Origin of the sequence: Sphingomonas sp. CFBP 13706 (assembly GCF_014842355.1) — a bacterium.
Lineage (GTDB): Bacteria > Pseudomonadota > Alphaproteobacteria > Sphingomonadales > Sphingomonadaceae > Sphingomonas > Sphingomonas aerolata.
The window spans coordinates 110,056-133,325 of sequence record NZ_JACYVM010000002.1; the positions used below are offsets into that span (position 1 = coordinate 110,056).

At 67.2% G+C, this 23,270-nt stretch carries 18 protein-coding genes; 11 read left to right on the forward strand and 7 right to left on the reverse strand.

Features of this window, described 5'->3' with window-relative positions; translation table 11 throughout:
- Positions 1-109 precede the first annotated feature (109 nt).
- Together gcvPA and gcvPB are read left to right on the forward strand one after the other, a co-directional pair.
- Entirely contained in the window at positions 110-1,468 is a 1,359-nt protein-coding gene (gene gcvPA, locus IFS44_RS03910) for an aminomethyl-transferring glycine dehydrogenase subunit GcvPA (protein WP_192097605.1), read from the forward strand.
- Positions 1,465-3,045, forward strand: a complete 1,581-nt coding sequence (gene gcvPB, locus IFS44_RS03915) for an aminomethyl-transferring glycine dehydrogenase subunit GcvPB (protein WP_192097606.1) — start codon at positions 1,465-1,467, stop codon at positions 3,043-3,045. The genes gcvPA and gcvPB overlap by 4 nt, the downstream gene beginning before the upstream one ends.
- A 106-nt stretch (positions 3,046-3,151) precedes the next feature.
- Here the strand turns inward: gcvPB and IFS44_RS03920 are convergent, their stop codons facing one another.
- Positions 3,152-4,048: a DMT family transporter gene (locus IFS44_RS03920; protein WP_192097607.1), complete on the reverse strand. Its 897-nt coding sequence runs from the start codon at positions 4,046-4,048 to the stop codon at positions 3,152-3,154.
- 194 nt (positions 4,049-4,242) lie between these two features.
- On the opposite strand from IFS44_RS03920, the gene IFS44_RS03925 reads away from it, so the two are divergent.
- Positions 4,243-5,778 (forward strand): aminoacyl--tRNA ligase-related protein, encoded by a 1,536-nt coding sequence (locus tag IFS44_RS03925; protein WP_192097608.1) that lies wholly within the window; start codon positions 4,243-4,245, stop codon positions 5,776-5,778.
- Here the strand turns inward: IFS44_RS03925 and IFS44_RS03930 are convergent.
- Together IFS44_RS03930 and IFS44_RS03935 are read right to left on the reverse strand one after the other, a co-directional pair.
- Entirely contained in the window at positions 5,772-6,734 is a 963-nt protein-coding gene (locus IFS44_RS03930; RefSeq protein WP_192097609.1) for a cation diffusion facilitator family transporter, read from the reverse strand. The two genes, IFS44_RS03925 and IFS44_RS03930, sit on opposite strands and share 7 nt — an antisense overlap.
- Before the next feature lie 146 nt (positions 6,735-6,880).
- Positions 6,881-7,039, reverse strand: coding sequence for a hypothetical protein (locus IFS44_RS03935; RefSeq protein ID WP_166746134.1), 159 nt, complete (start codon positions 7,037-7,039; stop codon positions 6,881-6,883).
- Between the two features lie 191 nt (positions 7,040-7,230).
- Here IFS44_RS03935 and IFS44_RS03940 point away from each other — a divergent pair, with 191 nt between their 5' ends.
- Together IFS44_RS03940 and IFS44_RS03945 are read left to right on the forward strand one after the other, a co-directional pair.
- Positions 7,231-8,616 carry a helix-turn-helix domain-containing protein gene (locus tag IFS44_RS03940; RefSeq protein WP_192097610.1) on the forward strand — a complete coding sequence of 462 codons (1,386 nt, stop codon included), beginning with the start codon at positions 7,231-7,233 and terminating at the stop codon, positions 8,614-8,616.
- A 198-nt stretch (positions 8,617-8,814) separates the two neighbouring features.
- Complete coding sequence (locus IFS44_RS03945; RefSeq protein ID WP_197977758.1) at positions 8,815-9,174, forward strand: response regulator; 360 nt, start codon at positions 8,815-8,817, stop codon at positions 9,172-9,174.
- A gap of 38 nt (positions 9,175-9,212) precedes the next feature.
- Here IFS44_RS03945 and IFS44_RS03950 read toward each other — a convergent pair whose 3' ends face one another.
- Entirely contained in the window at positions 9,213-10,160 is a 948-nt protein-coding gene (locus IFS44_RS03950; RefSeq protein WP_192097612.1) for an aldo/keto reductase, read from the reverse strand.
- Between the two features lie 334 nt (positions 10,161-10,494).
- Positions 10,495-10,866, reverse strand: a complete 372-nt coding sequence (locus tag IFS44_RS03955; protein WP_031396521.1) for a hypothetical protein — start codon at positions 10,864-10,866, stop codon at positions 10,495-10,497.
- A 207-nt stretch (positions 10,867-11,073) separates the two neighbouring features.
- On the opposite strand from IFS44_RS03955, the gene IFS44_RS03960 reads away from it, so the two are divergent.
- From IFS44_RS03960 to metH, 4 genes are all read left to right on the forward strand, one after another.
- The gene (locus tag IFS44_RS03960) at positions 11,074-12,027 is read left to right on the forward strand and encodes an ArsR/SmtB family transcription factor (RefSeq protein ID WP_031441608.1); all 954 of its coding nucleotides are present in this window, start codon (positions 11,074-11,076) and stop codon (positions 12,025-12,027) included.
- Positions 12,024-12,968, forward strand: coding sequence for a methylenetetrahydrofolate reductase [NAD(P)H] (gene metF, locus IFS44_RS03965; protein ID WP_192097613.1), 945 nt, complete (start codon positions 12,024-12,026; stop codon positions 12,966-12,968). Before IFS44_RS03960 ends, metF begins: the two co-directional genes overlap by 4 nt.
- 129 nt (positions 12,969-13,097) lie before the next feature.
- The gene (locus IFS44_RS03970; protein ID WP_031396518.1) at positions 13,098-14,156 is read left to right on the forward strand and encodes a homocysteine S-methyltransferase family protein; all 1,059 of its coding nucleotides are present in this window, start codon (positions 13,098-13,100) and stop codon (positions 14,154-14,156) included.
- A gap of 134 nt (positions 14,157-14,290) precedes the next feature.
- Positions 14,291-16,918 (forward strand): methionine synthase, encoded by a 2,628-nt coding sequence (gene metH / locus IFS44_RS03975; protein WP_192097614.1) that lies wholly within the window; start codon positions 14,291-14,293, stop codon positions 16,916-16,918.
- Between the two features lie 57 nt (positions 16,919-16,975).
- Here the strand turns inward: metH and IFS44_RS03980 are convergent, their stop codons facing one another.
- On the reverse strand, positions 16,976-18,184 hold the full coding sequence (locus tag IFS44_RS03980) for a cation:proton antiporter (RefSeq protein ID WP_192097615.1): 1,209 nt from the start codon (positions 18,182-18,184) through the stop codon (positions 16,976-16,978).
- Between the two features lie 237 nt (positions 18,185-18,421).
- On the opposite strand from IFS44_RS03980, the gene IFS44_RS03985 reads away from it, so the two are divergent.
- Positions 18,422-19,354, forward strand: a complete 933-nt coding sequence (locus tag IFS44_RS03985) for a right-handed parallel beta-helix repeat-containing protein (RefSeq protein ID WP_192097616.1) — start codon at positions 18,422-18,424, stop codon at positions 19,352-19,354.
- A gap of 108 nt (positions 19,355-19,462) precedes the next feature.
- On the opposite strand, the gene IFS44_RS03990 is transcribed toward IFS44_RS03985, so the two are convergent.
- The gene (locus IFS44_RS03990) at positions 19,463-21,145 is read right to left on the reverse strand and encodes an alkaline phosphatase family protein (protein ID WP_192097882.1); all 1,683 of its coding nucleotides are present in this window, start codon (positions 21,143-21,145) and stop codon (positions 19,463-19,465) included.
- A 70-nt stretch (positions 21,146-21,215) separates the two neighbouring features.
- Between IFS44_RS03990 and IFS44_RS03995 the strand changes: the two genes are divergently transcribed.
- Positions 21,216-23,249, forward strand: a complete 2,034-nt coding sequence (locus IFS44_RS03995; protein WP_192097617.1) for a protein-disulfide reductase DsbD family protein — start codon at positions 21,216-21,218, stop codon at positions 23,247-23,249.
- The last annotated feature ends 21 nt before the right edge of the window (positions 23,250-23,270 follow it).

Genomic DNA, 23,270 nt, shown 5'->3' on the forward strand with positions numbered 1-23,270 from the left:
CCTCCCCTTCAGGGGAGGGGTTGGGGTGGGGCAGTGCGCCAAACGCGCCGCCTGTGGAAACGCCCCACCCCCAACCCCTCCCCTGAAGGGGAGGGGCAAGGAGAGTTCCATGCGCTACCTTCCCCTGACCCAGCCCGACCGCGAGGCGATGCTCGCCGTCATCGGTGCCGCGACGATCGACGACCTGTTCGTCGACGTGCCCGAGGCCGCGCGCCTCGACGGCCCCGTCCGCGACCTGCCGATGCACGCCTCAGAAATGGCGGTCGAACGCCACATGTCGGCGCTCGCCAAGAAGAACCTCACCGCGGGCGAAGCGCCGTTCTTCCTCGGCTGCGGCGCGTACAAGCATCACGTGCCTGCCAGCGTCGATCACCTGATCCAGCGCGGCGAGTTCCTGACCGCCTACACGCCGTATCAGCCCGAGATTGCGCAGGGCACGCTGCAGATGCTGTTCGAGTTCCAGACGCAGGTCGCGCGGCTGCTCGGCACCGACGTCGCCAATGCGTCGATGTACGACGGCTCGACCGCGTGCTGGGAAGCGATCGTGATGGCGCGTCGCATCACCAAGCGCGGCAAGGCGATCCTGTCGGCGGGGCTGCACCCGCATTACGTGTCGGTGTCGAACACGATGGCCAAGTTCACCGGCGACGTGCTCGACACGACCGACCCGCGGCTGGTGCCCGAAATGGACCTCGACCGGCTGATCGCGAAGATCGACGACGACACGTCGTGCGTGGTCGTCCAGTATCCCGACATCCTCGGCCGCATCGCCGATCTGCGTCCGCTCGCGGATGCGTGCCACGCGAAAAAGGCGCTGCTGATCGCGGTCGTCACGGAGCCCGTCGCGCTCGGCGCGATCACCTCGCCCGGCGAGATGGACGCGGACATCGTCGTCGGCGAGGGGCAGTCGCTCGGCGTCGGCCTCCAGTTCGGCGGGCCCTATGTCGGCCTGTTCGGGTGCAAGGACAAATATGTCCGCCAGATGCCCGGCCGGCTTTGCGGCGAAACCGTCGACGCCGATGGCCGCCGCGGCTTCGTGCTGACTCTGTCGACGCGCGAGCAGCATATTCGCCGTGAAAAGGCGACGTCGAACATCTGCACCAACTCGGGGCTGTGCGCGCTGGCTTTCTCGATCCACATGACGCTGCTCGGCGAAGCGGGACTGCGAGAGCTGGCCGAGATCAACCATGCGGGTGCCGTGGCCGCTTCCGAGCGCCTGTCGCAGATCCCCGGCGTCGAACTGATCAACGACAGCTTCTTCAACGAATTCACGCTGAAGCTGCCCGTCGAGGCGCGCCCCGTCGTCCGCACGCTCGCGGACCGCGGCATCCTCGCGGGCGTCTCGCTAGGGCGGCTTTACCCGGGCAAGGACGATCTCGCCAACGGCCTCGTCGTCGCCGTGACCGAAACGACCACCGCGGAGGACGTCGAAACGCTTGCGTCCGCACTCCAGGAGATACTGGCATGAGCATCAACCAGAGCGGCTGGCGCCCGACCGCGCCCGAGCAGGGTAAGGGTAACGTCCCCGCCAGCGTCACCGGCAACAAGGCGCTGATGCTGGAGGAAGCGCTGATCTTCGAGATCGGCGACAGCCACACCACCGGCGTCGACTTCGCGGCCGCGCCCGCACGCGCGACGACCAGCAAGCTCGGCGCGCTGGCACGCAAGGCTCCGATCGGCCTCCCCGGTCTGTCGGAGCCCGAGACCGTCCGCCATTACACGCGTCTGTCGCGCCAGAATTACGGCATCGATCTCGGCTTCTTCCCGCTCGGCAGTTGCACGATGAAGCACAATCCGCGCCTCAACGAGAAGATGGCACGGTTGCCCGGATTCTCCGACGTCCACCCGCTCCAGCCGGTCGATACCGTGCAGGGCGCGCTCGAGGTCATCCACCAGCTCGCGCACTGGCTCGTCACGCTCACCGGCATGACCTCGGTCGCGATGAGCCCCAAGGCGGGCGCGCATGGCGAGCTGTGCGGGATCCTCGCGATCCGCGCCGCGCTCGAAGCCAAGGGTGAGGGGCACCGCAAGGTCATCCTCGTTCCCGAGAGCGCGCACGGCACCAACCCCGCGACCGCCGCGTTCGCCGGCTATAGCGTCGAGGATATCCCCGCCACCGCCGAGGGTCGCGTCGACACCGAAGCGCTGAAGGCCCGGCTCGGCCCCGACGTCGCGGGCGTGATGATCACCAACCCCAACACCTGCGGGCTGTTCGAGCGCGACATGCGCGAGATTTCGGACGCAGTGCATGCGGCGGGCGGTTTCGTCTATTGCGACGGCGCGAACTTCAACGCGATCGTCGGCCGCGTCCGCCCAGGCGATCTCGGCATCGATGCGATGCACATCAACCTGCACAAGACCTTCTCGACCCCGCATGGCGGCGGTGGTCCAGGTTCGGGTCCGGTGGTGTTCTCGGCGGCGCTCACGCCCTACGCGCCGCTGCCGTTCGTCGAAAAGCAGGGCGAGACTTTTGTCCTCGTCGAGGAGGAAACCGCAGGCGAACATCATGCCGGCAGCTTTGGCCGGATGGTCGCGTTCCACGGCCAGATGGGCATGTTCACGCGCGCGCTGACCTACATCCTCAGCCACGGCGCCGATGGCCTGCGCCAGGTGTCGGAAGATGCGGTGCTCAACGCGAACTACATCCTGCGCAGCCTCGACGAGACGCTCGACGCGCCGTTCGGCCCGTCGGGTCCATGCATGCACGAGGCGCTGTTCTCCGATTCGGGTCTCGCCGAGGGCTTCTCGACGATCGACATCGCCAAGGGGCTGATCGACGAGGGTTTCCACCCGATGACGATGTACTTCCCGCTCGTCGTCCACGGCGCGATGCTGGTCGAGCCGACCGAGACCGAATCGAAGGCGGCGCTCGACCAGTTCATCGCCGCACTGCGATCGGTCGCCGAACGCGCCAAGGCGGGCGACCCCAGCCTCAAGACCGCCCCGCACTTCGCCCCCCGCGCGCGCCTCGACGAGACGCTCGCGGCACGCAAACCGGTGCTGGTCTGGAAGGATCCCGCACCGCTTGCGCAGGCGGCGGAGTAGGCCCCGAGCCAGCGACACCCCGGCTTCCCGAAGCATGGCGGAGACGGAGCGCGCATTACGCGCTCCGTCATCCTGACTTTCGTCAGGATGACGGAGATGAGGTCCGTCAGGCGATCGCGCGGTCGGTTTCGTCCTGGCGGCGGACATGTTCGCGCCAGACGATGTACAGTCCGCTCGCGACGATGACCGGTGCGCCGAACCACGTCGCCTCGGCGGGCAGCGTGTCGAACACCAGCCAGCCGAGCAATGTCGCCCATAACAGGCTCGAATAATCCATCGGCACCACCACCGACACCGGCCCGAGCCGCAACGAGGTCGTCATCGCGATCTGCGCGAGGCCCCCGAAGATCCCGACGCTCGCAAGGCATGCCCAGGTCACGAAACCATGTGACTCCGCTGCGCGCGCGTAGATCACCGACAGCGGCACCAGCGACAGCGCGGAGAACCAGAACACCGTCGTCAGCGCGCTCTCGGTCTTGCCGATCTGCCGGAGCAGGATCGACACGCTCGCGGTCCCGAACGCGCCCGCCAGCGCACAGCCCGCGCCCCATAACGGAAAATGATCGCCGCTACCGGGCTGCGCGACGATCAGCACGCCCGCAAACCCCGCCGCCACCGCCGCCCAGCGATGCCAGCCGGTCGGCTCGCGCAGCACCAGTGCCCCGAGGATCGTGGCGAAGATCGGCACGGTGAAGCCGATCGTCGTCGCTTCGGCCAGCGGCAGCGCGACGATCCCGTTGAAGGTGAACGCCATCGCCGACAGCCCGACGACCGCGCGGATGATGTGCGCGGGGAGGCGGTTCGTCGCGATCGAGGGCAGGCCGGGTCCGGCGGTGATGACGGCCGACACCAGCAGGCACGCGCCGAACTGGCGGAAGAACAGGATCTCCGACACGCTCGCGCCGTGGCGTTCGGCCAGTTTGATCGCGGTGTTCATCAGCGCGAAGATCACGACCGACAGCAACCGCATACCGATGGCGGGAAGGATGCGGTCTGAAGGCATTGCCTGCACCTACGCAAACCGCGCCCGCGATCCCACCCGAAACATCCGTCATCCTGACGAAAGTCAGGATCCAGAGCCAGAAGCGCTACGGGTGGTATCTTGGATCCTGACTTTCGTCAGGATGACGGCGGAGCGTGGGATCCACGCCGCAACGCATAGTGACGAACCCAGTCGCACCCGCTATCCGCGACGCCATGATAAAGCGCGCACTCCCCGTCACCCGCGAGGCGGATTTCTCCGCCTGGTACCAGGCCGTCATCACCGAGGCCGATCTCGCCGAGGAATCGGGCGTCCGCGGCTGCATGGTCATCCGCCCCTGGGGCTATGGCATCTGGGAGCGGATCCAGCGTCTGCTCGACGACCGGATCAAGGCGACGGGGCATGAGAACTGCTATTTCCCGCTCTTCATCCCGCTCTCCTATTTCGAGAAGGAGGCCGAGCATGTCGACGGGTTCGCCAAGGAAATGGCGGTCGTCACGCATCACAGGTTGAAGGCGGATGGCTATGGCCGACTCGTGCCCGATCCCGACGCCAAGCTCGAGGAGCCGCTGGTCGTGCGCCCCACGTCCGAGATGGTCATCGGCGCCGCATTCGCGCGCTGGGTCCAGTCGTGGCGCGACCTGCCCGTGCTGATCAACCAGTGGGCCAATGTCGTCCGCTGGGAAATGCGCACGCGTATGTTCCTGCGCACCAGCGAGTTCCTCTGGCAGGAGGGGCATACCGCGCACGCGACCGTCGACGAGGCGCGTGAAGAGACGCTCAAGATGCTCGAAGTCTACCGCGACTTCGCCGAAGAGTGCCTCGGCCTCCACGTGATCGCGGGCGAGAAGCCCGAGAATGAGCGCTTCCCGGGCGCGGTCGCGACCTATTCGATCGAGGCGATGATGCAGGACGGCAAGGCGCTCCAGGCGGGCACCTCGCATTTCCTCGGCACCAATTTCGCCTCGGCACAGAATATCCGCTTCCAGAACGCAGCCGGCGAGTTCGAACTCGCCAACACCACCAGCTGGGGCGTGTCGACGCGGATGATCGGCGGCGTCATCATGGTTCACGGCGACGACGACGGCCTGCGCGTGCCGCCGATGATCGCGCCGTGGCAGGTGGTGATCGTGCCGATGCTGCGCGACAATCCCGACGACGCGGCGATCGTCGACTATTGCAAGTCGCTTCAGGCCGAACTTGCCAAGCAGTCCGCACTCGGCGAGCCGGTTCGTGCGCTGCTCGATCTGAAACCCGCCAAGGCGGCGACTAAGCGCTGGGGCTGGGTCAAGAAGGGCGCACCGATCGTGATCGAGGTCGGCGGCCGCGACATGGCGGGCGGCAACGTCTCGGTCATCCGCCGCGACCGGCTCTACCGCGAGGACGGCAAGCTCGACAGCGTCGCGACCCCGCGCGATGCCTTTGTCGAAGCGGTGTCGGGCGTGCTGGCGGACGTGCAGGGGGCGTTGCACGTCGAGTCGATGGAGCGGCTGCGCGCGAACATCGTGCCGATCGACGACTTTGCGGCGCTCGAGACGCATTTTGCCGATGGCGTGAAGAACCCGGGCTGGGTCGATGTGCGCTGGGCGAAGCCGACCGGCGCGGCGCTCGACTCGGTCGTCGAGCGGTTGAAGGCGCTCAAGCTGACGATCCGCAACGCGCCGATCGGCCAGACCGGATGCGACGATGGCGCCTGCATCTTTACCGGCCAGCCTGCGGTCGAGCGGATCCTGATCGCCCGCGCCTATTGATCCTCCGGGACGCCCTCGTGAACCACGACGGCGTTCTCGCGCTTTTCGGGACGGATATAGATCGAGGCGAGCATGGGCACCGCAGCGCGGAGCTCGCCTTCCATCGCCTCGATCATCGTCTCGCCTTCGCCCATCGTCAGCGTGTCGACAAAGTCCGCGCTGATCGCGGCGAAGATGCTGTCGGGCGCGGTGTGGATCGTCCGGACATGGTTCACCGCGGCGATTCCAGGGTGCGCTGCGACGATGCCGCGAATCGTCGCGATCACGGCGGAGTCCGCACGCTCGCCGATCAGCAGCCCCTTCGATTCGCGTGCCAGGATCACCGCGACGAGCGCGAGGATCAGGCCGATCAGGATCGACGCGACGCCGTCGATCCGGGGGTCGGCAAAGGCGTGGCTGGCCCAGATGCCGAGCCCGGCGATCAGCAGCCCGGCCAGCGCCGCCGAATCCTCGAACAGGACGATGAAGCCTGCCGGGTCCTTCGAGCGGTGGATCGCGGTCCACCAGCCCGAATCCCCCTTGGACTTGGCGAATTCGCGAACTGCGATCGTCCAGCTGGTACCCTCGAGTAGAACCGCGACGCCCAGAACGATATAGGCGATGAGAGGGTCGGACAGCGGCTCGGGCCGCAGCATGTGCCGATACCCTTCATAGATCGACACGCCCGCGCCCACCGCGAAGATCAGGATCGCGACGACGAACGCCCAGAAATAGAGCTCGCGGCCATAGCCGAACGGGTGGGCGGCATCCGCCGGCTGCTTCGCCCGCGATTGCCCGTACAGCAGCAGGATCTGATTGCCGCTGTCGACCAGCGAATGGACACCCTCGGTCAGCATCGACGACGAGCCGGTCAGCCCCGCGGCGACGAACTTTGCGACGGCGATGCCGAGATTGGCGGCAAGTGCGCCGTAAAGGACGATATCGTCCTTGATCTTGTTGAGAATTCCATCGGCCATACCGCCTCCTAGGCGAGGACGGCGGCGTCGGCCAGACGCGGAAAAGCCCATCGATGCCTGTGCACCAATGGGCCCTTTTCCTCCCCAGGAAATCGCTCGGTCCGACGTGCGCGCCTGTTGGCGAAATGCCCGTCGAACGGTGGCGGTCAGCCGAGCCGGCCGAGCCGGTGATACAGCGCGCTAAGGCGGCTCAATTTGACGTCGTCGACCGAGACCTTGGTGATCAATTCGCCAATCGCTTCCTTGAGCAATTCGAAATCTGCGGTCGAGAAAACGGCGCGGGCGCGCATTGGTTCGGTCGTCATGCCCATCTCCTTCATGGCGAATGTGTCTCCCCGTTTACAAACTCGAGCAACCGGGGCGGCGATGGCATCATAAAGCCTGAGAATTGCGGGGTTTGGAAGCGTGAGCGGCAGCCTGGCCGGGTTGTGCTGTCGTTGGGCGTTGCGCGGACCCTGTCTCTCTGTAACTATCGTGACAAGGACGGGGAGGCGGAATGGCCGAGCGCAAATTACTGGCAGGGCACGCGATCAGGCGGCTGCGACGCGGTGCCGGACTGACCCAGGCAGCGATGGCGGAGATGCTCTCGATCAGCCCCAGCTACCTTAATCTGGTCGAGCGCAACCAGCGGCCGATCTCCGCAACGCTATTGATCAAACTGGCGGAAAGCTTCGATTTCGATCCACGGACGCTGGCAGCGGCCGAACCGGGCGGCGGTTCGGAGGCGATCCGCCGCCGTCTGGCGCACCCCATGTTCGCCGACCTGGCGATCGACCGCAACGAGGTCGAGGAATGGCTGGCCAGCGCGCCCGGTGGTGCCGAGGCCTTTGCCCGCGTGTTCGACCGGATGGGGGAGGGGGATGGTGCGATTGCGCCATCCGACGACCCGGTCGCGCTGGTGCGCCGCGAGATCGAGCGGTGGCGGAATCACTTTGCCGATCTCGACGCCGCCGCCGAAGCGCTGGCGGACGAGCTGCGGCTGGGTGCCGGCGACCTTTACGGGGCGATCACCGAGCGTCTGCGCGCCAAACACGGCATCACGATCCGCGTCCTGCCTGCCGACGTGCTGCCCGACACGTTGCGGCGGCTCGATCTCCATGCCCGGCAGCTGCAACTGAGCGAGGTGCTCGATCCCGCCTCACGGACGTTCGCGGTCGCGTTCCAGCTTGGCCAGATCGAGGCGCAGGCGGAGGTCGATGCGCTGGCCAAGGCCGCAGGCTTCACCGACCGCGCTGCCGAACGGCTGTATCGACGCCATCTGCTCAGCTATTTCGCGGCGGCGGTGATGATGCCCTATGCGCGGTTCCTGCGCGGGTGCGAGGCGACCGGCTACGATATCGAGCTGCTGCAGCGACGGTTCGGCGCAGGGTTCGAGCAGGTCGCGCACCGGCTGACGACGTTGCAGCGGGTGGGCGCGCGGGGGCTTCCCTTCTTCATGATCCGGATCGACCGCGCCGGGCAGGCGTCGAAGCGCTATCCCGGCGCGAGCGGCGCGGCACTGGTCGAGGCGGAGGGCCGGTGCCCGCTGTGGCAACTCCATCACGCGTTCGATCGTCCGGGGGACCTGGTGGTGCAGCTGGTCGAGATGGAGGACGGTGCGCGCTGGCTGACGATGGCGCGGACGGTGCGGCCGCAGGGGCGTCGCTTCGGGGCGGTACGCGCCGAGTTCGCGATCGGACTGGGGGTCGAGGCGGCGCTTGCGCGCGGGCTTGTCGCTGCGAGCGGTATCGATCTGACCGGCGCGGCCATGCCGATCGGCATCGGCTGTCGCGGATGCTTCCGCGCGGATTGCCCGCAGCGTTCCGCAGCCCCCGCAGGCCGCGCGTTGATCGTCAACGAACGCGAGCGTCGCACTTCGGCACTGACGTTCGTCGGCGACTGAACGCCTATACGGCTGGACGCGCCAGGAATGCGACAGGACGCATGTGATGCGACGAAAATCCGCGTCGGCGATGCGTCCGAATTCGCCGCCGACCGTTCATAGCGGGTTCGCGCCTCACGCGTCCCGACCTGCCTCAGGCGGGCCGATCGTGAGCCGACCCTGAATTTGTGTATGGGGTTTCCATTGTTCGCACCGCCATTGATCAGACGCCCCGCTGCGGGGATCGTTCTGATCGTCGAAGATCATCTGCTTGTTCAAATCACCGCAACGGCGCGGATCGAGGATGCCGGACTGTCGACGCTCGTCGCCGACGATGCGGACGAGGCCATGGCGATCCTCACGTCGCGTGACGATGTCGCGGCGGTTTTTACCGATATCGACATGCCGGGCTCGATGGACGGGCTGGCCCTCGCCGCGATCATTCGCCGGCGCTGGCCGCAGATCCAAGTCGTCGTCACGTCCGGCCAGCGGCCGAGCAAAGCCGCAGGTCTGCCCGATGGCGTCGCCTTCTTCCAGAAACCCTACGACTATTCGAACCTGGTGAACCATTTGCGCTGAGGCATAGACCGCGCCCGGTCACCCGGGCGCGGGACGCATCACGCCCCCGCCAGCGTCAACGCCGAAAGGTGCTCGTCAGATAGCTCAAGCGTCATGGCGGGCAGAAGATCCTCGATCTGACGCGCGCTGGTCGCACTCGCGATCGGTGCGGTGATCCCGGGCTGTGCCAGGAGCCACGCGAGCGCGACCTGCGCGTGGCTGGCGGCCGTGTCAGAGACGACCGCATCCATCGCCTCGAGGACTGCCTTCCCCTTTCCGTCGAGGAGGTCGCGCATGCCACCGCCGCGAACGCTTGCGCCCAGATCGTCGGGCGTGCAGTATTTGCCGGTGAGGAAGCCCGACGCGAGGCCGTAATAGGGAAGAACGCCGATATTCTCGGTCACGCAATAGTCCTGCAGTTCGCCTTCGAACTTGTCGCGGCTGACAAGATTATATTCGGGCTGGAGCACATGATAGCGCGGCAGGTCGCTGGCCTTTGCGGCGTCCACCGCGGATTTCAGGCGTGCGGCGTGGAAGTTCGACGCGCCGATGACGCGCACCTTTCCGGCATCGACGAGCTTGCCGAAGGCCTCGAGGACAGCCTCCTGCGGTACCGTGTCGTCATCCTGATGCGCGTAATAGAGATCGATGCGATCCGTGCCGAGACGCTTGAGCGATGCTTCGGCCGCTGCCGCGATACGCGCCGGCTGGAGTTTTTCGCCGCCTTCACCCGGCAACATGCCGACCTTGGTCGCGATCAGCACGTCATCGCGCCTGCCGCTCGTCCGCAGCCAGTCGCCGATCATCGTTTCGGATTCGCCACCCTCATGGCCGTCTACCCATGACGAATACATGTCGGCAGTGTCGATCATCGTCCCGCCACCCGCGACGAACGCGTCGAGGACCGCAAAGCTGGCAGTCTTGTCCGCTGTCCATCCGAACACATTCCCCCCGAGAACGAGGGGGGCGATCTTGAGATCGGTCGAGCCGAGGCGGCGATTCATCATTGAGGCTGGTCGCTTTGCGAAGAGGAAGGGGACGGTGTCGTGCCGTTGGCGGTCGAGTTGCCAACAGGGGGCGGGCCGTCGGGGCGCATGCTGTTCGCGTCGAGCATGGTCGCGGCATCGTTAAGTTGCGCTGCCTCGTCCCTCGTGACCGCGCCGGGTTGTTCCGGGGTCGGGGAACAGGCGCCCAGCAGGGCCAGAGACAGAACCGCCCCGAGCCGGCCGCCAGAAGCGACTCCTGCCGAGAGTCCGCGTCCCGACCAGGCAGGCCGGGACCGCAGGACCATCGACCGGATCGCCGTCGGACGACGCGGTGCGGGGCGATCCGTGACGGGGATCAGTCCTTGATCGCGTTGCCGGCGCGGGTCAGTGCGTTACCCGTCGCGTCTGCTGCGCGGTCGGCGCTGTTGTTGATCGCAGCACCCGCACGGTCGGCATTGGCCTCTGCGCGCTCGCCGGCGCGGTCGGCACTGGCGTCGAGACGGTCAGCGGCGTTGTCCATGCGCGCACCGGCATTGTCGAGCGACGCCTCAGCCGAGCCGAGCGCACGGTCGCTGGCGGCATCGACATCGGCGACCGCGTTCTGGGTCGTCGCGCTTGCGTCGGCCGCGATGGCGTTCGCCGCTTCCGCGGTCTCGTTCTGCGCATTGTTGCTGCACGCTGCGAGGCCGGCCGTCAGGACCAGCGCGGGGATCAGAAACTTCTTCATGAATAACACTCCCATCGTCAAATTCGGCGTCGATCCGGGCGGACCTGACGCTTGTGAGCCGGACGCTTTCCAGTTCATCGCGTGTTCGAACGCCGGCCAAGCGTTTCCGATCCGTCGAGGTCGGGACGTACCTAAGGCCAGCATTCCTCCAGCGACACGCTACGGCCTGCGTTGACCTCATATAAAGAATTCTTTATATGACTTCTCATGACGATGGCGCTCGAAATCTTCCGTGCGATGGCGGATGCGACCCGATTGCGCATTCTCGCGCTTCTGCGTCGCATGGAGCTGTCGGTTGGCGAACTCGCGCAGGTGCTCGGGCAGAGCCAGCCACGCGTGTCGCGCCATGTGAAGATCCTGTGCGATGCCGGTCTGGCGGAGCGTCGCAAGGAGGGCAGCTGGGTGTTCGTCGGCGTGGGGCGCAGCGATGTCGTCGATCCGGTCGCTGCCGCTCTCGATAGCTGGGCCAAGGCTGAACCCGATCACTGGGCGGTTGCCGACGCGGCGCGGCTTGCTGCGGTGCGCGCCGATCGGGCGGCGAGCGCGGCGGCGTGGTTCGAGGGGCATGCCGACGAATGGGATGCGATCCGTTCGCTGCACGTCGCCGAAAGCGAGGTCGAGGCGGCGATGGCGGCGATGCTCGGCGATGCGAGGGTCGGGACGCTGATCGACATCGGCACGGGGACGGGCCGGATGCTCGAGCTGTTCGGTGGACATGCCCGGCTGGCGCTGGGGATCGATCGCAGTTCGGAGATGCTGCGCCTGGCGCGCGCCAAGCTGCACGACATGGCGCATGCCGAATTACGGCAGGCGGATCTGTACGCCCTGCCGCTCGACGACGGGGCGGCGGACGTCGCGATCCTGCATCACGTGCTCCATTTCGCACAGCAGCCGGGCGCCGCGGTCCGCGAGGCGGCACGCGTGCTGGCGCCGGGCGGGCGGTTGCTGATCGCGGATTTTGCGAGCCACGACCGCGAGGAATTGCGGTTGAGCGATGCGCATACGCGTCTCGGCTTTGCCGACGATCAGATGACGGCTTGGTTCGACGCGGCCGGTTTGCAGACCGCGCGCGTCGAGACGCTCGAGGGCGGTGAGCTGACGGTGAAATTATGGCTCGGCCGCAGGATTGGCCTGAGTTTGCGTGAGGTGAAGGCGGCATGACGACAATCACTATTCCCCAACTGGCCGAGGCGCGGCGTGCGCTCGAAGAGCCGCTCTTTGCTGATCTGGCGGGTGACGTGGGGATCAGCTTCGAGTTCTTTCCGCCCAAGAGCGACAAGATGGACGCCCAGCTTTGGGATGCGATCCGCACGCTCGAGCCGCTCGGTCCCGATTTCGTGTCGGTGACCTATGGCGCGGGCGGGTCGACGCGCGAGCGGACGCACGCGACCGTTGCGCGGATCCAGCGCGAGACGTCGATGAATGCTGCCGCGCACCTGACCTGCGTCGAGGCGACCAAGGCCGAGATCGATCAGGTTGCCGAGGAATATTGGGCGGCGGGCGTACGGCACATCGTCGCGCTGCGCGGCGACATGCCGACGCTGGGTCAGCCCTATCGGGCGCATCCCGGCGGGTATGAGAATGCGGCGGCGCTGGTCGCCGGGCTGGCGCGGCTGCACCCGTTCGAGATTTCGGTCGCCGCCTATCCCGAATGCCACCCCGAATCCGGCGGGCATGACGTCGATCTCGACAACCTCAAGCGCAAGCTCGACGCGGGCGCGACGCGGGCGATCACGCAGTTCTTCTTCTCGCCGGAAGCCTATTTCCGGTTCCGCGACCGGGTGGCCGCAGCGGGAATCACCGCGCAGATCCTGCCGGGTATCCTCCCGGTCTCGAACGTCGCGCAGACGCGCAAGTTCGCGAGCGCGTGCGGGGCGGAGATCCCGGCCTGGATGGACCGGCTGTTCGAGGGGCTCGACGACCACCCTGCGGCCCGACAGCTGGTCGCGGCGACGATCGCGGCCGAGATGTGCCGGCGGCTCTATGCCGGCGGCGTGAAGGATTTCCACTTCTACACGCTCAACCGCGCCGAACTCGCCTATGCTATCTGTCACATGCTCGGCGTCCGCGCGAAGCCGAGCGAAAAGGTCGCCGCGGCATAATTCATCACCCCTCCCGCAGGCGGGAGGGGCAGGGGGTGGGCTCGCGTTCGCCCCCAACGATACCGCCCGAGGATAGCGGGCGCCCACCCCCCGACCCCTCCCGCTTTGCGGGAGGGGGGAGTCCAATCGATGACACCACGTGAACGTTTCAACGCGGAAGCCGCCAAGCGCATCCTGATCACCGACGGCGCGTTCGGCACCGAGATCCAGAACTGGAAGCTCGACGAGGCGGCCTATGCGGGCGACCTCGGGCTCAGCCACGACCAGAAGGGCAATAACGACATTCTGGCGATTACCAGGCCGGACGTGCCCCAGACGATCACGCGCGAATATCTCGACGCGGGGTCGGACATCGTCTCGACCAATACGTTCAGCGCGAACATCATCAGCCAGGCGGATTACGGCGCCGAGCATCTGGTCCGCGCGATCAACGTCGAAAGCGCGAAGATCGCACGGGCGCTTGCGACCGAATATGAGGCGAAGGACGGCCGGCCGCGGTTCGTGGCCGGCGCGATCGGGCCGACGAACAAGACGCTGTCGCTGTCCCCCGACGTCAACGATCCCGGCTATCGCGAGATCGATTTCGATTACCTGAAGGGCGTCTACCGCGAACAGATCGACGCGCTGCTCGAGGGCGGCGAGGGGGTCGGCGTCGACTTCATCCTGATCGAGACGGTGTTCGATACGCTCAACGCCAAGGCCGGGATCATGGCCGCGATCGAGGCGGGCGACGACCTGGGGCGCGACGTGCCGATCATGCTGTCGATGACGCTGACCGATCTGTCGGGCCGCAACCTGTCGGGGCACACGGTCGAGGCGTTCTGGCACGCGGTGCGGCATGCTAAGCCGATCACGATCGGGCTCAACTGCTCGTTCGGTGCGGAGCAGCTGCGGCCGCATGTGAAGACCCTGTCCGGCATCGCCGACACGCTGATCATGATCTACCCGAACGCCGGGCTGCCCAACGAACTCGGCGAATATGACGAGATGCCGGCGACGACCGCCGGGCTGGTCGGCGAATGGGCGGTGGCCAAGCAGGTCAACGTACTCGGCGGCTGCTGTGGCTCGACCCCTGCGCATATCAAGGCGATGGCCGACGGCGTGCGCGGGCTGGAACCGCGGGCGGTCTCGCGGCCGGAGGTGCGGACCAAGCTTGCCGGGCTCGAACCGTTCACGATGGCGGCCTGACTTTCTTCCCCTCCCGCAAGCGGGAGGGGGCAGGGGGTGGGCTCGCGCTCTCCCCCAACGACTAGGCCCGCGGATGCCGGGCGCCCACCCCCCGACCCCCTCCCGCTTGCGGGAGGGGGGGAAGAAATGAACCGATGACCACTCCCTCCTCCACGTCCTTCGTCAACATCGGCGAGCGAACCAACGTCACCGGATCGGCCCGCTTCAAGAAGCTGATCATGGCGGGCGACTATCCTGCCGCGGTCGAGGTCGCGCGCCAGCAGGTCGAGAGCGGCGCACAGGTGCTCGACGTCAACATGGACGAGGGGCTGCTCGACGCGCACCACGCGATGACGACGTTCTTGAAGCTGATCGCCGCCGAACCCGACATCGCGCGCATCCCGTTCATGGTCGACAGCTCGAAATGGAGCGTGATCGAGGCGGGGCTGAAATGCGTCAGCGGCAAGCCGATCGTCAATTCGATCAGCATGAAGGAGGGCGAGGAGCAGTTCCTCAGCCAGGCCAAGAAGTGCATGGCATACGGCGCCGCGGTGGTCGTGATGGCGTTCGACGAGGTCGGGCAGGCGGACACCAAGGACCGCAAGGTCGAGATCTGCGAGCGCGCCTACAAGCTGCTCGTTGGGATCGGTTTTCCGCCCGAGGATATCATCTTCGATCCCAACGTCTTCGCGGTCGCGACGGGGATCGAGGAGCACGATAATTACGGCGTCGACTTCATCGAGGCGTGCCGCGAGATAAAGGCGCGCTGCCCGCACGTCCATATCTCGGGCGGGCTGTCGAACTTCAGCTTCTCGTTCCGCGGCAATGAGCCCGTGCGCCGCGCGATGCACAGCGTGTTCCTGTATTACGCGATCCCCGCGGGCATGGACATGGCGATCGTCAACGCCGGCCAGCTCGACATCTATGACGACATCGACCCCGAGCTGCGTCAGGCGGTCGAGGACGTCGTGCTCAACAAGGATCCCGAAGCGGGTGAGCGGCTCGTCCAGCTCGCCGAGCGCTATCGCGGCACTGATGTCGTCGCGGAGAAGGCGGCCGCCGAATGGCGTTCGCTGGGCGTCAACAAGCGGCTCGAATATGCGCTGGTCAAGGGCATCGACCTCCACGTCGTCGAGGATACCGAGGAAGCGCGGCTGATCATCGACGGCAATGGCGGTCGTCCGATCGAGGTGATCGAGGGGCCGCTGATGGACGGGATGAACGTCGTCGGCGACCTGTTCGGCAGCGGCAAGATGTTCCTCCCGCAGGTCGTGAAATCGGCGCGCGTGATGAAGAAGGCGGTCGCGCATCTGCTGCCGTACATCGAGGCGGCCAAGGAGCCCGGCGCGCGCGGCAAGGGCAAGATCATCATGGCGACGGTCAAGGGCGACGTGCATGACATCGGCAAGAACATCGTTGGCGTGGTGCTCCAGTGCAACGGCTTCGACGTGGTCGATCTGGGCGTCATGGTCCCGTGGTCGAAGATCCTCGAGGCCGCGAACGAGAATGACGCGGACATGATCGGGCTGTCGGGCCTCATCACGCCGAGCCTTGACGAGATGGTGACCGTCGCCGAGGAGATGAAGCGCGCGGGCATGACGATGCCGCTGCTGATCGGTGGTGCGACCACGTCGAAAGTGCATACTGCGCTCAGGATCGCGCCCGCCTATGACGGCCCGGTGGTGCATGTGCTCGATGCGAGCCGCGCGGTGGGTGTCGCGTCGACGCTCGTCAGCGACACGATCCGCGACGAGTTCGTGACGAAGACCGCGGACGAATATGAAGCGGTGAGGGTGGCGCGTGCCAACAAGGGCCAGAGCGAGCTTATCCCGATCGAGACGGCGCGCGAGCGTGGGTTCGTCGCGGACTTCGCGTTGAAGCCCGGTGCGCCCGCGAAGCCCGGCGTCCATGTGTTCGCGGACTGGGATTTGACCGATCTGCGCGACTATATCGACTGGACGCCGTTCTTCCGCGCCTGGGAGCTGGCGGGCAACTTCCCGGCGATCCTGACCGACGAGGTCGTCGGCGAGAGCGCGAGTTCGCTCTATGCGGATGCGCAGGCGATGCTCGACACGATCGTCGCGGAGAAATGGCTGACGCCGCGCGGGGTCGTGGGGCTGTGGCCGGCGCGGCGCGAGGGGGACGATGTGGTCGTCTCGCACACGCGCGGCCACGACATGCCGCACGAGGACGTGCGCCTGCCGATGCTGCGCCAGCAGATTTCGAAGCGCGAGGGGCGCGCGTCCATGTGCCTCGCCGATTTCGTCGATCCCGCAGGCGACTGGTTCGGTGGGTTTGCAGTCGGCATCCACGGGATCGACGCGCATATCGCGCGCTTCAAGGCCGGGCATGACGATTACAACGACATCCTGCTCAAGGCGCTCGCCGATCGCTTCGCCGAGGCGTTTGCCGAACGGCTGCACAAGCATGTCCGTCAGGAGCTGTGGGGCTATGCGCCCGAGGAACAGCTGACCAACGATGCGCTGATCAAGGAGCAGTATCGCGGCATCCGCCCGGCGCCGGGCTATCCTGCATGCCCCGATCACAGCCTCAAGCCGATCCTGTTCGACCTGCTCGATGCCGAGACCGCGACCGGGCTCGAACTGACCGAGAGCTTCGCGATGTTCCCGACCGCAGCCGTCTCGGGCTTTTATTTCGGCCACCCGCAGGCGGAGTATTTTGGTGTCGCCCGCGTCGGTCGCGACCAGTTGGAAGACTATGCGGCGCGGCGCGGCGTCGACCTGCCGATTGCGGAGCGCTGGCTGCGGCCGAACCTGGACTGACCCTCGAACCATGGCGTCACCTCGGCCGTCGCCGGGGTGGCGCCATGATTATGGCTGTCAGGCGCTACGCCCGACCAATGCCGCCAGCTTCTTCAATTTCGGTGCGACCATCGGCACGGTCAGCATCGTGCTCGCCAACGCCATCAGCAGCAACGCAGTGAACGTCTCGTTGGTGATGATCGCCTTGTCGAGCAGGATGTTGACGAAGATGATCATGATCAGCGCCTTGGTCTGAAGCAGCCAGCCGATCGCCGACGCCTCGCCCGGGCGCCATTTGAGGATCCGCCCGGCGGCGTGGACGCCCGCCAGCTTGCCGCCGACCGAGGCGAGCAGCAACAATGCGGCGGCGGCGAACACCGCGATCCCGCCGACCGCCCACTGCGTCTTCAGGCCGGTCGACAGGAAGAACACCGGCATCACCGCGAGCAGCACGAAGCGGCGGAAGTCGTCCATCCGGACCTGGTCGAACCATTTCGCGTCGAGCACCGCGCCCGACAGGAACGCGCCGACCATGAAATGCAGTCCCGCCCAGTCCGCGGCGAACCCGCAGCCGGCGAGCCAGATCAGGCTGACATACCAGCGATCGCGCTCAGGGATCCGCGCCATCAGTCGGCGGATCAGCAGGGTGGCGACCGCGAAGCCGATCAGAAAGCCCGCCTGCCGGCCAACCCGCTCCCAATCGAGCAGGATCAGCGCGAGCACGCCCCAGATCGCGATATCGTCGAGGCTGGCATAGCGCAGGATGCGCTGGCCGATCGGCTCACGCAGGACCTCGAGCTTTTCAAGGAACAGCACGAGGATCGGCAGCGCGGTGACCGCGCAGGCCATGCCGATGCCCAGAATGACCTGCCACCGCGCGCCCGACACGCCTGCCCAGCCCGGATAGCGCAGCATCAGCGCGGCGGCGATGCTGCCGGTCGCGAGCGGCACCGCCAGCGCGAGGCCGGCGGTGACCGCGGTCTCGCGGCGATGTCGCCATGCCGCGCCGAGATCGAGTTCGATGCCAGCGACCCACACGAACATCATGACCGCCCACCAGGCGACGCCGTTCAGCGATCCGATCGTCGCAGGCGTGAAGATCGTCGCGTAATAGTCGGGGAAGAGCGCGCCGAGCACGCCCGGTCCGAGCAGGATGCCGCCGAAGATCTGCACCACGACCAGCGGTGCCCAGTAATCGGTCCGGCCCAGCCGCCAGACCAGATAGGGGACGCTGAAGATGATGAGCATCGCAAGGAGGAAGACCTCCGTCGGTGTCATGGCGTGCATGCATTCCCCCTCTCGCGCGGTCGGGGGCCCCCCGCCGGCTTTATGTTGCGGGGTGGTATGCGGCTGGGCAGGCGGCGGCAATATGCTTCGGTACGGTCGAACCGGTGTCGATCCGTTTGCAGGCTGCGCCATTGCGGGACGCAGGGCGGGCCCCCGCTATCGGCAGCCGGGGCGCATCCGCGCTAAGGACGGGGCGTGGCGGCGCAATCGTGGCGAGCCGATGAGGGAGTGCCCTGCTTGAACCGATCGCTCTTATTGCTCGTGCTGGTCGCCGCGTCCGCCTCGGCCCAGGCGCCGGTGGGCCGCGCGTCGCCCTTTACCGTCGACGGGCAGGGTTTTGCGACGTTGCAGGAGGCTGTGTCGTCGATCCGGCTCGGCACCGCGACGATCCTGATCGCGCCGGGTACCTACCGGCAATGCGCGGTGCAGGCGGGCGGGCGGATCACCTTCAAGGCGGCGGAGCCGGGCACCGCGATCTTCGAAGGCGTGGCCTGCGAGGAGAAGGCGGCACTGGTGCTGCGCGGGCAGGGATCGGTCGTCGATGGCCTGGTCTTTCGCGGCTACAGCGTTCCCGACGGCAATGGCGCGGGGATCCGCACCGAGATGGGCGACCTCAGCGTCGTCAACGCGATGTTCCTCGACAGCCAGGAGGGCATCCTCGGCGGCGAGCCGAGCGGGCAGCGGATCACGATCGACCGGTCGACCTTTTCGGGGCTCGGCCAGTGCGACCAGTCGCCGAGCTGTTCGCATGCCGTGTATCTGGCGAACCAGGGCAGCGTGACGATCACCCGCTCGCGGTTCGAGCGCGGGACCGGCGGGCATTACGTCAAGCTGCGCGTGCCGACCGTCTCGATCACCGACAACAGCTTCGACGACAGCGCGGGGCGCAAGACCAACTACATGATCGACCTGCCCGAAGGCGCGACCGGGCTGATCGCGCGCAACACCTTCGTGCAGGGACGGCAGAAGGAAAACCACACCGGGCTGATCGTCGTCGCGGCGGAGGCGAAGACCTATCGCTCGACCGGGTTGCGCGTCGAGGACAATGACGCGCGGCTGGCACCGGGCGATGCGACCAGCCCCGCATTCCTGGCGGATTACAGCCATGACCGACTGGCGCTGGGGGCGAACCGGCTGGGGCCGGGGTTGCGGGCGTTCGAGACGCGGTAGTTTTTGGAAGAGCCGTCGGGAAAAGTGGGCCGGTAGCACCGGCCTCCATACCCCCCGTCATCCCGGCTTTCGCTGGGATGATGGAAGGGGCGGGGGTGGCGAGCCCCCTCAATTCGGGCAGGTGCTCGCCGCGCCGGCGTCGAGGTCGAGGCAGCGGCCGTCGAGTCCCGATACCGGCAGGCCGATCGTCGCGGCGAGCGTCGGGACGATGTCGACGGTTTCCACCGACAGCGGCTGTTCGAACCCGGCGATCCCCTTGCGCCAGAACAGGATCGGCACGCGGCGATCATAGTCCCACGGGCTGCCGTGTGTTTCGACATAGCCGCCGGCGGGCGACACGATCGTCGTCACGCGCGGCTTCAGGAGCGTGACGAACTGACCCGAGCGGCCCTCGGCATAGGAGGCGCGCGCGCGTTCGATCAGCGTCCAGGTCTCGGGCGGGGTGGTCGGCATCGGCGTCGCCATGATCTCGGCAGCCGAGAAGGCGGCGGCGACCTGCGGCAGCGCGCGATAGCGGCGCAGCGCCTCGGTCAGCACCCTGGCGCGTGTCTTGGCGGGCAGCGCATCGTCGATATAGACGTCGCCCTCGGTCCCAAGCAGGACGCTGCCGGGCAGGCCCAGATCCTTGGCGATCGCAGTGCCGACCTGCTTGGCGAGCACATTCTCGTCCATATGCGCCTCCATCGGCATCGCGCGCTGCTGCTGCCGCTCGGTCGCGTCGTGCGCGCCGTGATCCGCGGTCAGCACGACCTCGTAATCCACGCCGGTCTCGTCCAGCACCGCGAAGAAGCCGCCGAGCGTCTTGTCGAGCTCGGCCATCTGGATGCACATCTCGGACCCCTGCGTGCCGTAGGTGTGGCCGATATAATCGGTCGCCGACGCGCCGATGTCGATGATGTCGGTCTGCGGCCCCTGGCCGAGCTTCATGTCCTGCACCAGCGCCGCTGCCATCGCGAACACCGCGGCATCGGACGCGGGCGACACGCGGAAGCCCTTGGCGTCGCCCGCCTCGCGCTCGAAGCGGCCCTGGCCGTACGTCTTGCCTGCGATCACGATCGGGTGGTTCACGCCCGTGCAATAGCCGGGCAGCGGCAGCGCGGCCTGGGGCAGCGCGATCAGCCCGGCGACCGCGGTGCGCGTGCGCTGCACCGCCGGCGGTACCGCGCGGCCCGCATAGGAGACATAGGTCTTGCCGTCCCACCACCAGAGCTCGTCGACCTTGTGGCCGCCCATCATCACCGCCGCGCGATCCTTGCCCGCGACCGAGACCGAGCGGGTGCGCGGATCGCGCGCCTTCATCATCTCGCCGAGCGTCGGTACCTTCAGGTGCATGTCGGACACGGTGTAGCTGTCATGCGTGCTGCCGGCGACGCGCTCGTCCTCCGAGCAATAGACGATCTTGTCGGGGCGGCCGGCGCGCTGGTCGACCCAGTTGTTTGCGATGATCCCGGTATGCGCGGGACGCATGCCCGTCAGGATGGTCGAGTGGCCGGGGCAGGTCTCGGTCGCAGCATGGCTCTGATAGCCGCTCGGAAACACCACCCCGTTCAGCAGGCGGGTGAAGCCGCCGGTGAAATGGTTGCGATATTGCTGGAACAGGTCGGCGGCGAACTGGTCGACCGAAATCGCCACGATCAGCTTGGGCGGCGTGGCGGGCGTCGGTGCCGCAACCGCCGGGGCCGGGGCCGGGGCCGGAGCGGTCTGCGCGGACGCGGTCACGGACGCGGCCGGGGTCAGGAGCAACGCGGCGATAAGTGCTTTCACGGACAGTCCTTTGACGAGCAGCAGCATGACTGCTTTCGGATGTAATGCGGTGTCGTACTCGCTATGGCTGTGGCCGATGAACGAAACAAGGATGGCCATGCGCAGTTTACGTTGCGTCCTGATGACGATGCTGCTCGCGCTGTATGGCCTCGTGGCGACGCCGGCGCTGGCGGACTCGCTCGACGGCTTGAGCCGGCATCTGAGCATGCGCCTCGTTGCCGAAAGCGACCATCCGAAAGCGGGCGCACCGCTGACCATCGCGATCGCAACGACCCCCGATACGGGCTGGCATGGCTATTGGGCCAATCCGGGCGATGCGGGGTTTCCCGCGACGTTCGACTGGACGCTGCCGCGCGGGGCGACGGCGGGGCAGCCCGAATGGCCCGTCCCGACGACGCTGCTCATCGCGGGGCTGATGAACTATGTCTACGAGGCGCCCTATGCGCCGCTCGTCACGATCCAGGTGCCGGCGGGGCTGGCGGCGGGCGTCAAGCTCCCGATCCGGCTGAAGACGTCTTATCTGGTCTGTTCGGCGACGATCTGCGTGCCCGAGGAGCAGGCGCTCTCGCTCGACCTGACGATTGGTGACGGCGCGCCGTCGCAGGCGAGCGCCTTTGCCGGATGGCGGCGGGCGATCCCCAAGCCGCTCGATGCGGGCGCGACCTATGCGGTCGACCAGGGCGTGCTGCGCGTCGCGGTGCCGTTCCCGGCCGGGGCCAGGGCCCAGGACGCATATTTCTTCCCGCTCACCACCGGCGTAATCGACAATGGCGCGCGCCAGACCGTGACGCGGTCGGGCGATACGCTGACGATCGCGACGCGACTGGCGGCCAATGGCAAGGCCAATGCGCCGATCGAGGGTGTGCTGCGGATCGGCGACGCGCAGGGGCTCGCGGTCAGCGCCGCGCCCGGGGTCGTTGCGGCGGGGCCATCGGATGATGCGGGCGGGCTGTGGGCGACCGCACTGGCGGCGTTTGCGGGCGCGGTGCTCGGCGGGCTGATCCTCAACATCATGCCCTGCGTCTTCCCGATCCTGAGCCTTAAGGCGCTCAGCCTCGCGCGCGGTGGCGCAAGTGAGCGCGAGGCGCGGCACGAGGCGCTCGCCTATACCGCGGGCGTCGTGCTGGTGTGCCTCGGCCTTGGCGCGGCGATCCTCGCGCTGCGTGCGGGCGGGTCTGCGGTCGGCTGGGCGTTCCAGTTGCAGCATCCCGCGGCGATCATCGTGCTGCTGCTGCTGAGCACTGCGATCGCGTTCAATCTGGCCGGGCTGTTCGAGGTGCCGACGCCGCGGTTCGCGGGCGAAAGCGGTGCGAGCGGTGCGTTTGCGACCGGTGCGCTGGCCGCATTCATCGCGACGCCGTGCACCGGGCCGTTCATGGGCGCAGCGCTGGGCGCTGCGCTCGTGCTGCCCTGGCCCGCGGCGATGGCGGTGTTCGCCGGGCTGGGACTCGGGCTGTCGCTGCCGTTTCTCGCAATCGGCTTCGTACCCGCGTGGCGGCGCTGGTTGCCCAAGCCCGGCGCGTGGATGGAGACGTTCCGGCATGTCCTGTCGGTGCCGATGTTCCTGACGGCGATCGCACTCGCCTGGGTGCTGGGCCGCCAGACCGGCGTCGACAGCCTGACTCTCGCGCTCGTCGCGGTGCTGGCGATCGGCGCGGTGCTGTGGGTTGGCGGCACCCGGCAGCGCAAGGGCAAGGCGTTCGGCGCAGTGACCCTTGCCGCGCTGGCAATCGTGTTCGTCGGCAGTGCGGTCGTCATCGCCCGCGCGCCGCCGGCCGCGGCCAAGACGGCAGTCGCTGGCGACGAGGCGTTCAGCGTGGCGAAGCTCGCCGCGCTGCGCGCCGAGAAGCGCGGCGTGTTCGTCTACTTCACCGCCGACTGGTGCCTGACATGCAAGGTCAACGAGAAGGCGGCGATCGAGACCGCGACGGTCCGCGACGCGTTTGCGAAAAACAAGGTCGCGGTGCTGATCGGCGACTGGACCGATGGCGACCCGGTCATGGGCCGCTTTATCGAGGCCCATAACCGCGCCGGCGTGCCGCTCTATCTCTATTATGCGCCGGGCGCGGCCGAGCCGACCGTCCTGCCGCAGGTCCTCACCCCGGCGCTGCTGGCGGGGCTGGGCGTCTAATCCGGCTTGTGCAGCGCGGTG

Bases quoted from the DNA above. Each gene is read 5' to 3' on its own strand.
- metF (WP_192097613.1), top strand. From the start codon at position 12,024: ATGACGACAATCACTATTCCCCAACTGGCCGAGGCGCGGCGTGCGCTC.
- gcvPB (WP_192097606.1), top strand. From the start codon at position 1,465: ATGAGCATCAACCAGAGCGGCTGGCGCCCGACCGCGCCCGAGCAGGGT.
- IFS44_RS03955 (WP_031396521.1), bottom strand. From the start codon at position 10,866: ATGAAGAAGTTTCTGATCCCCGCGCTGGTCCTGACGGCCGGCCTCGCA.
- IFS44_RS03995 (WP_192097617.1), top strand. From the start codon at position 21,216: ATGCGCAGTTTACGTTGCGTCCTGATGACGATGCTGCTCGCGCTGTAT.
- IFS44_RS03935 (WP_166746134.1), bottom strand. From the start codon at position 7,039: ATGACGACCGAACCAATGCGCGCCCGCGCCGTTTTCTCGACCGCAGAT.
- gcvPA (WP_192097605.1), top strand. From the start codon at position 110: ATGCGCTACCTTCCCCTGACCCAGCCCGACCGCGAGGCGATGCTCGCC.
- IFS44_RS03980 (WP_192097615.1), bottom strand. From the start codon at position 18,184: ATGCACGCCATGACACCGACGGAGGTCTTCCTCCTTGCGATGCTCATC.
- IFS44_RS03925 (WP_192097608.1), top strand. From the start codon at position 4,243: ATGATAAAGCGCGCACTCCCCGTCACCCGCGAGGCGGATTTCTCCGCC.
- IFS44_RS03920 (WP_192097607.1), bottom strand. From the start codon at position 4,048: ATGCCTTCAGACCGCATCCTTCCCGCCATCGGTATGCGGTTGCTGTCG.
- IFS44_RS03950 (WP_192097612.1), bottom strand. From the start codon at position 10,160: ATGATGAATCGCCGCCTCGGCTCGACCGATCTCAAGATCGCCCCCCTC.
- IFS44_RS03970 (WP_031396518.1), top strand. From the start codon at position 13,098: ATGACACCACGTGAACGTTTCAACGCGGAAGCCGCCAAGCGCATCCTG.
- IFS44_RS03960 (WP_031441608.1), top strand. From the start codon at position 11,074: ATGACGATGGCGCTCGAAATCTTCCGTGCGATGGCGGATGCGACCCGA.
- IFS44_RS03990 (WP_192097882.1), bottom strand. From the start codon at position 21,145: ATGCTGCTGCTCGTCAAAGGACTGTCCGTGAAAGCACTTATCGCCGCG.
- IFS44_RS03930 (WP_192097609.1), bottom strand. From the start codon at position 6,734: ATGGCCGATGGAATTCTCAACAAGATCAAGGACGATATCGTCCTTTAC.
- metH (WP_192097614.1), top strand. From the start codon at position 14,291: ATGACCACTCCCTCCTCCACGTCCTTCGTCAACATCGGCGAGCGAACC.
- IFS44_RS03940 (WP_192097610.1), top strand. From the start codon at position 7,231: ATGGCCGAGCGCAAATTACTGGCAGGGCACGCGATCAGGCGGCTGCGA.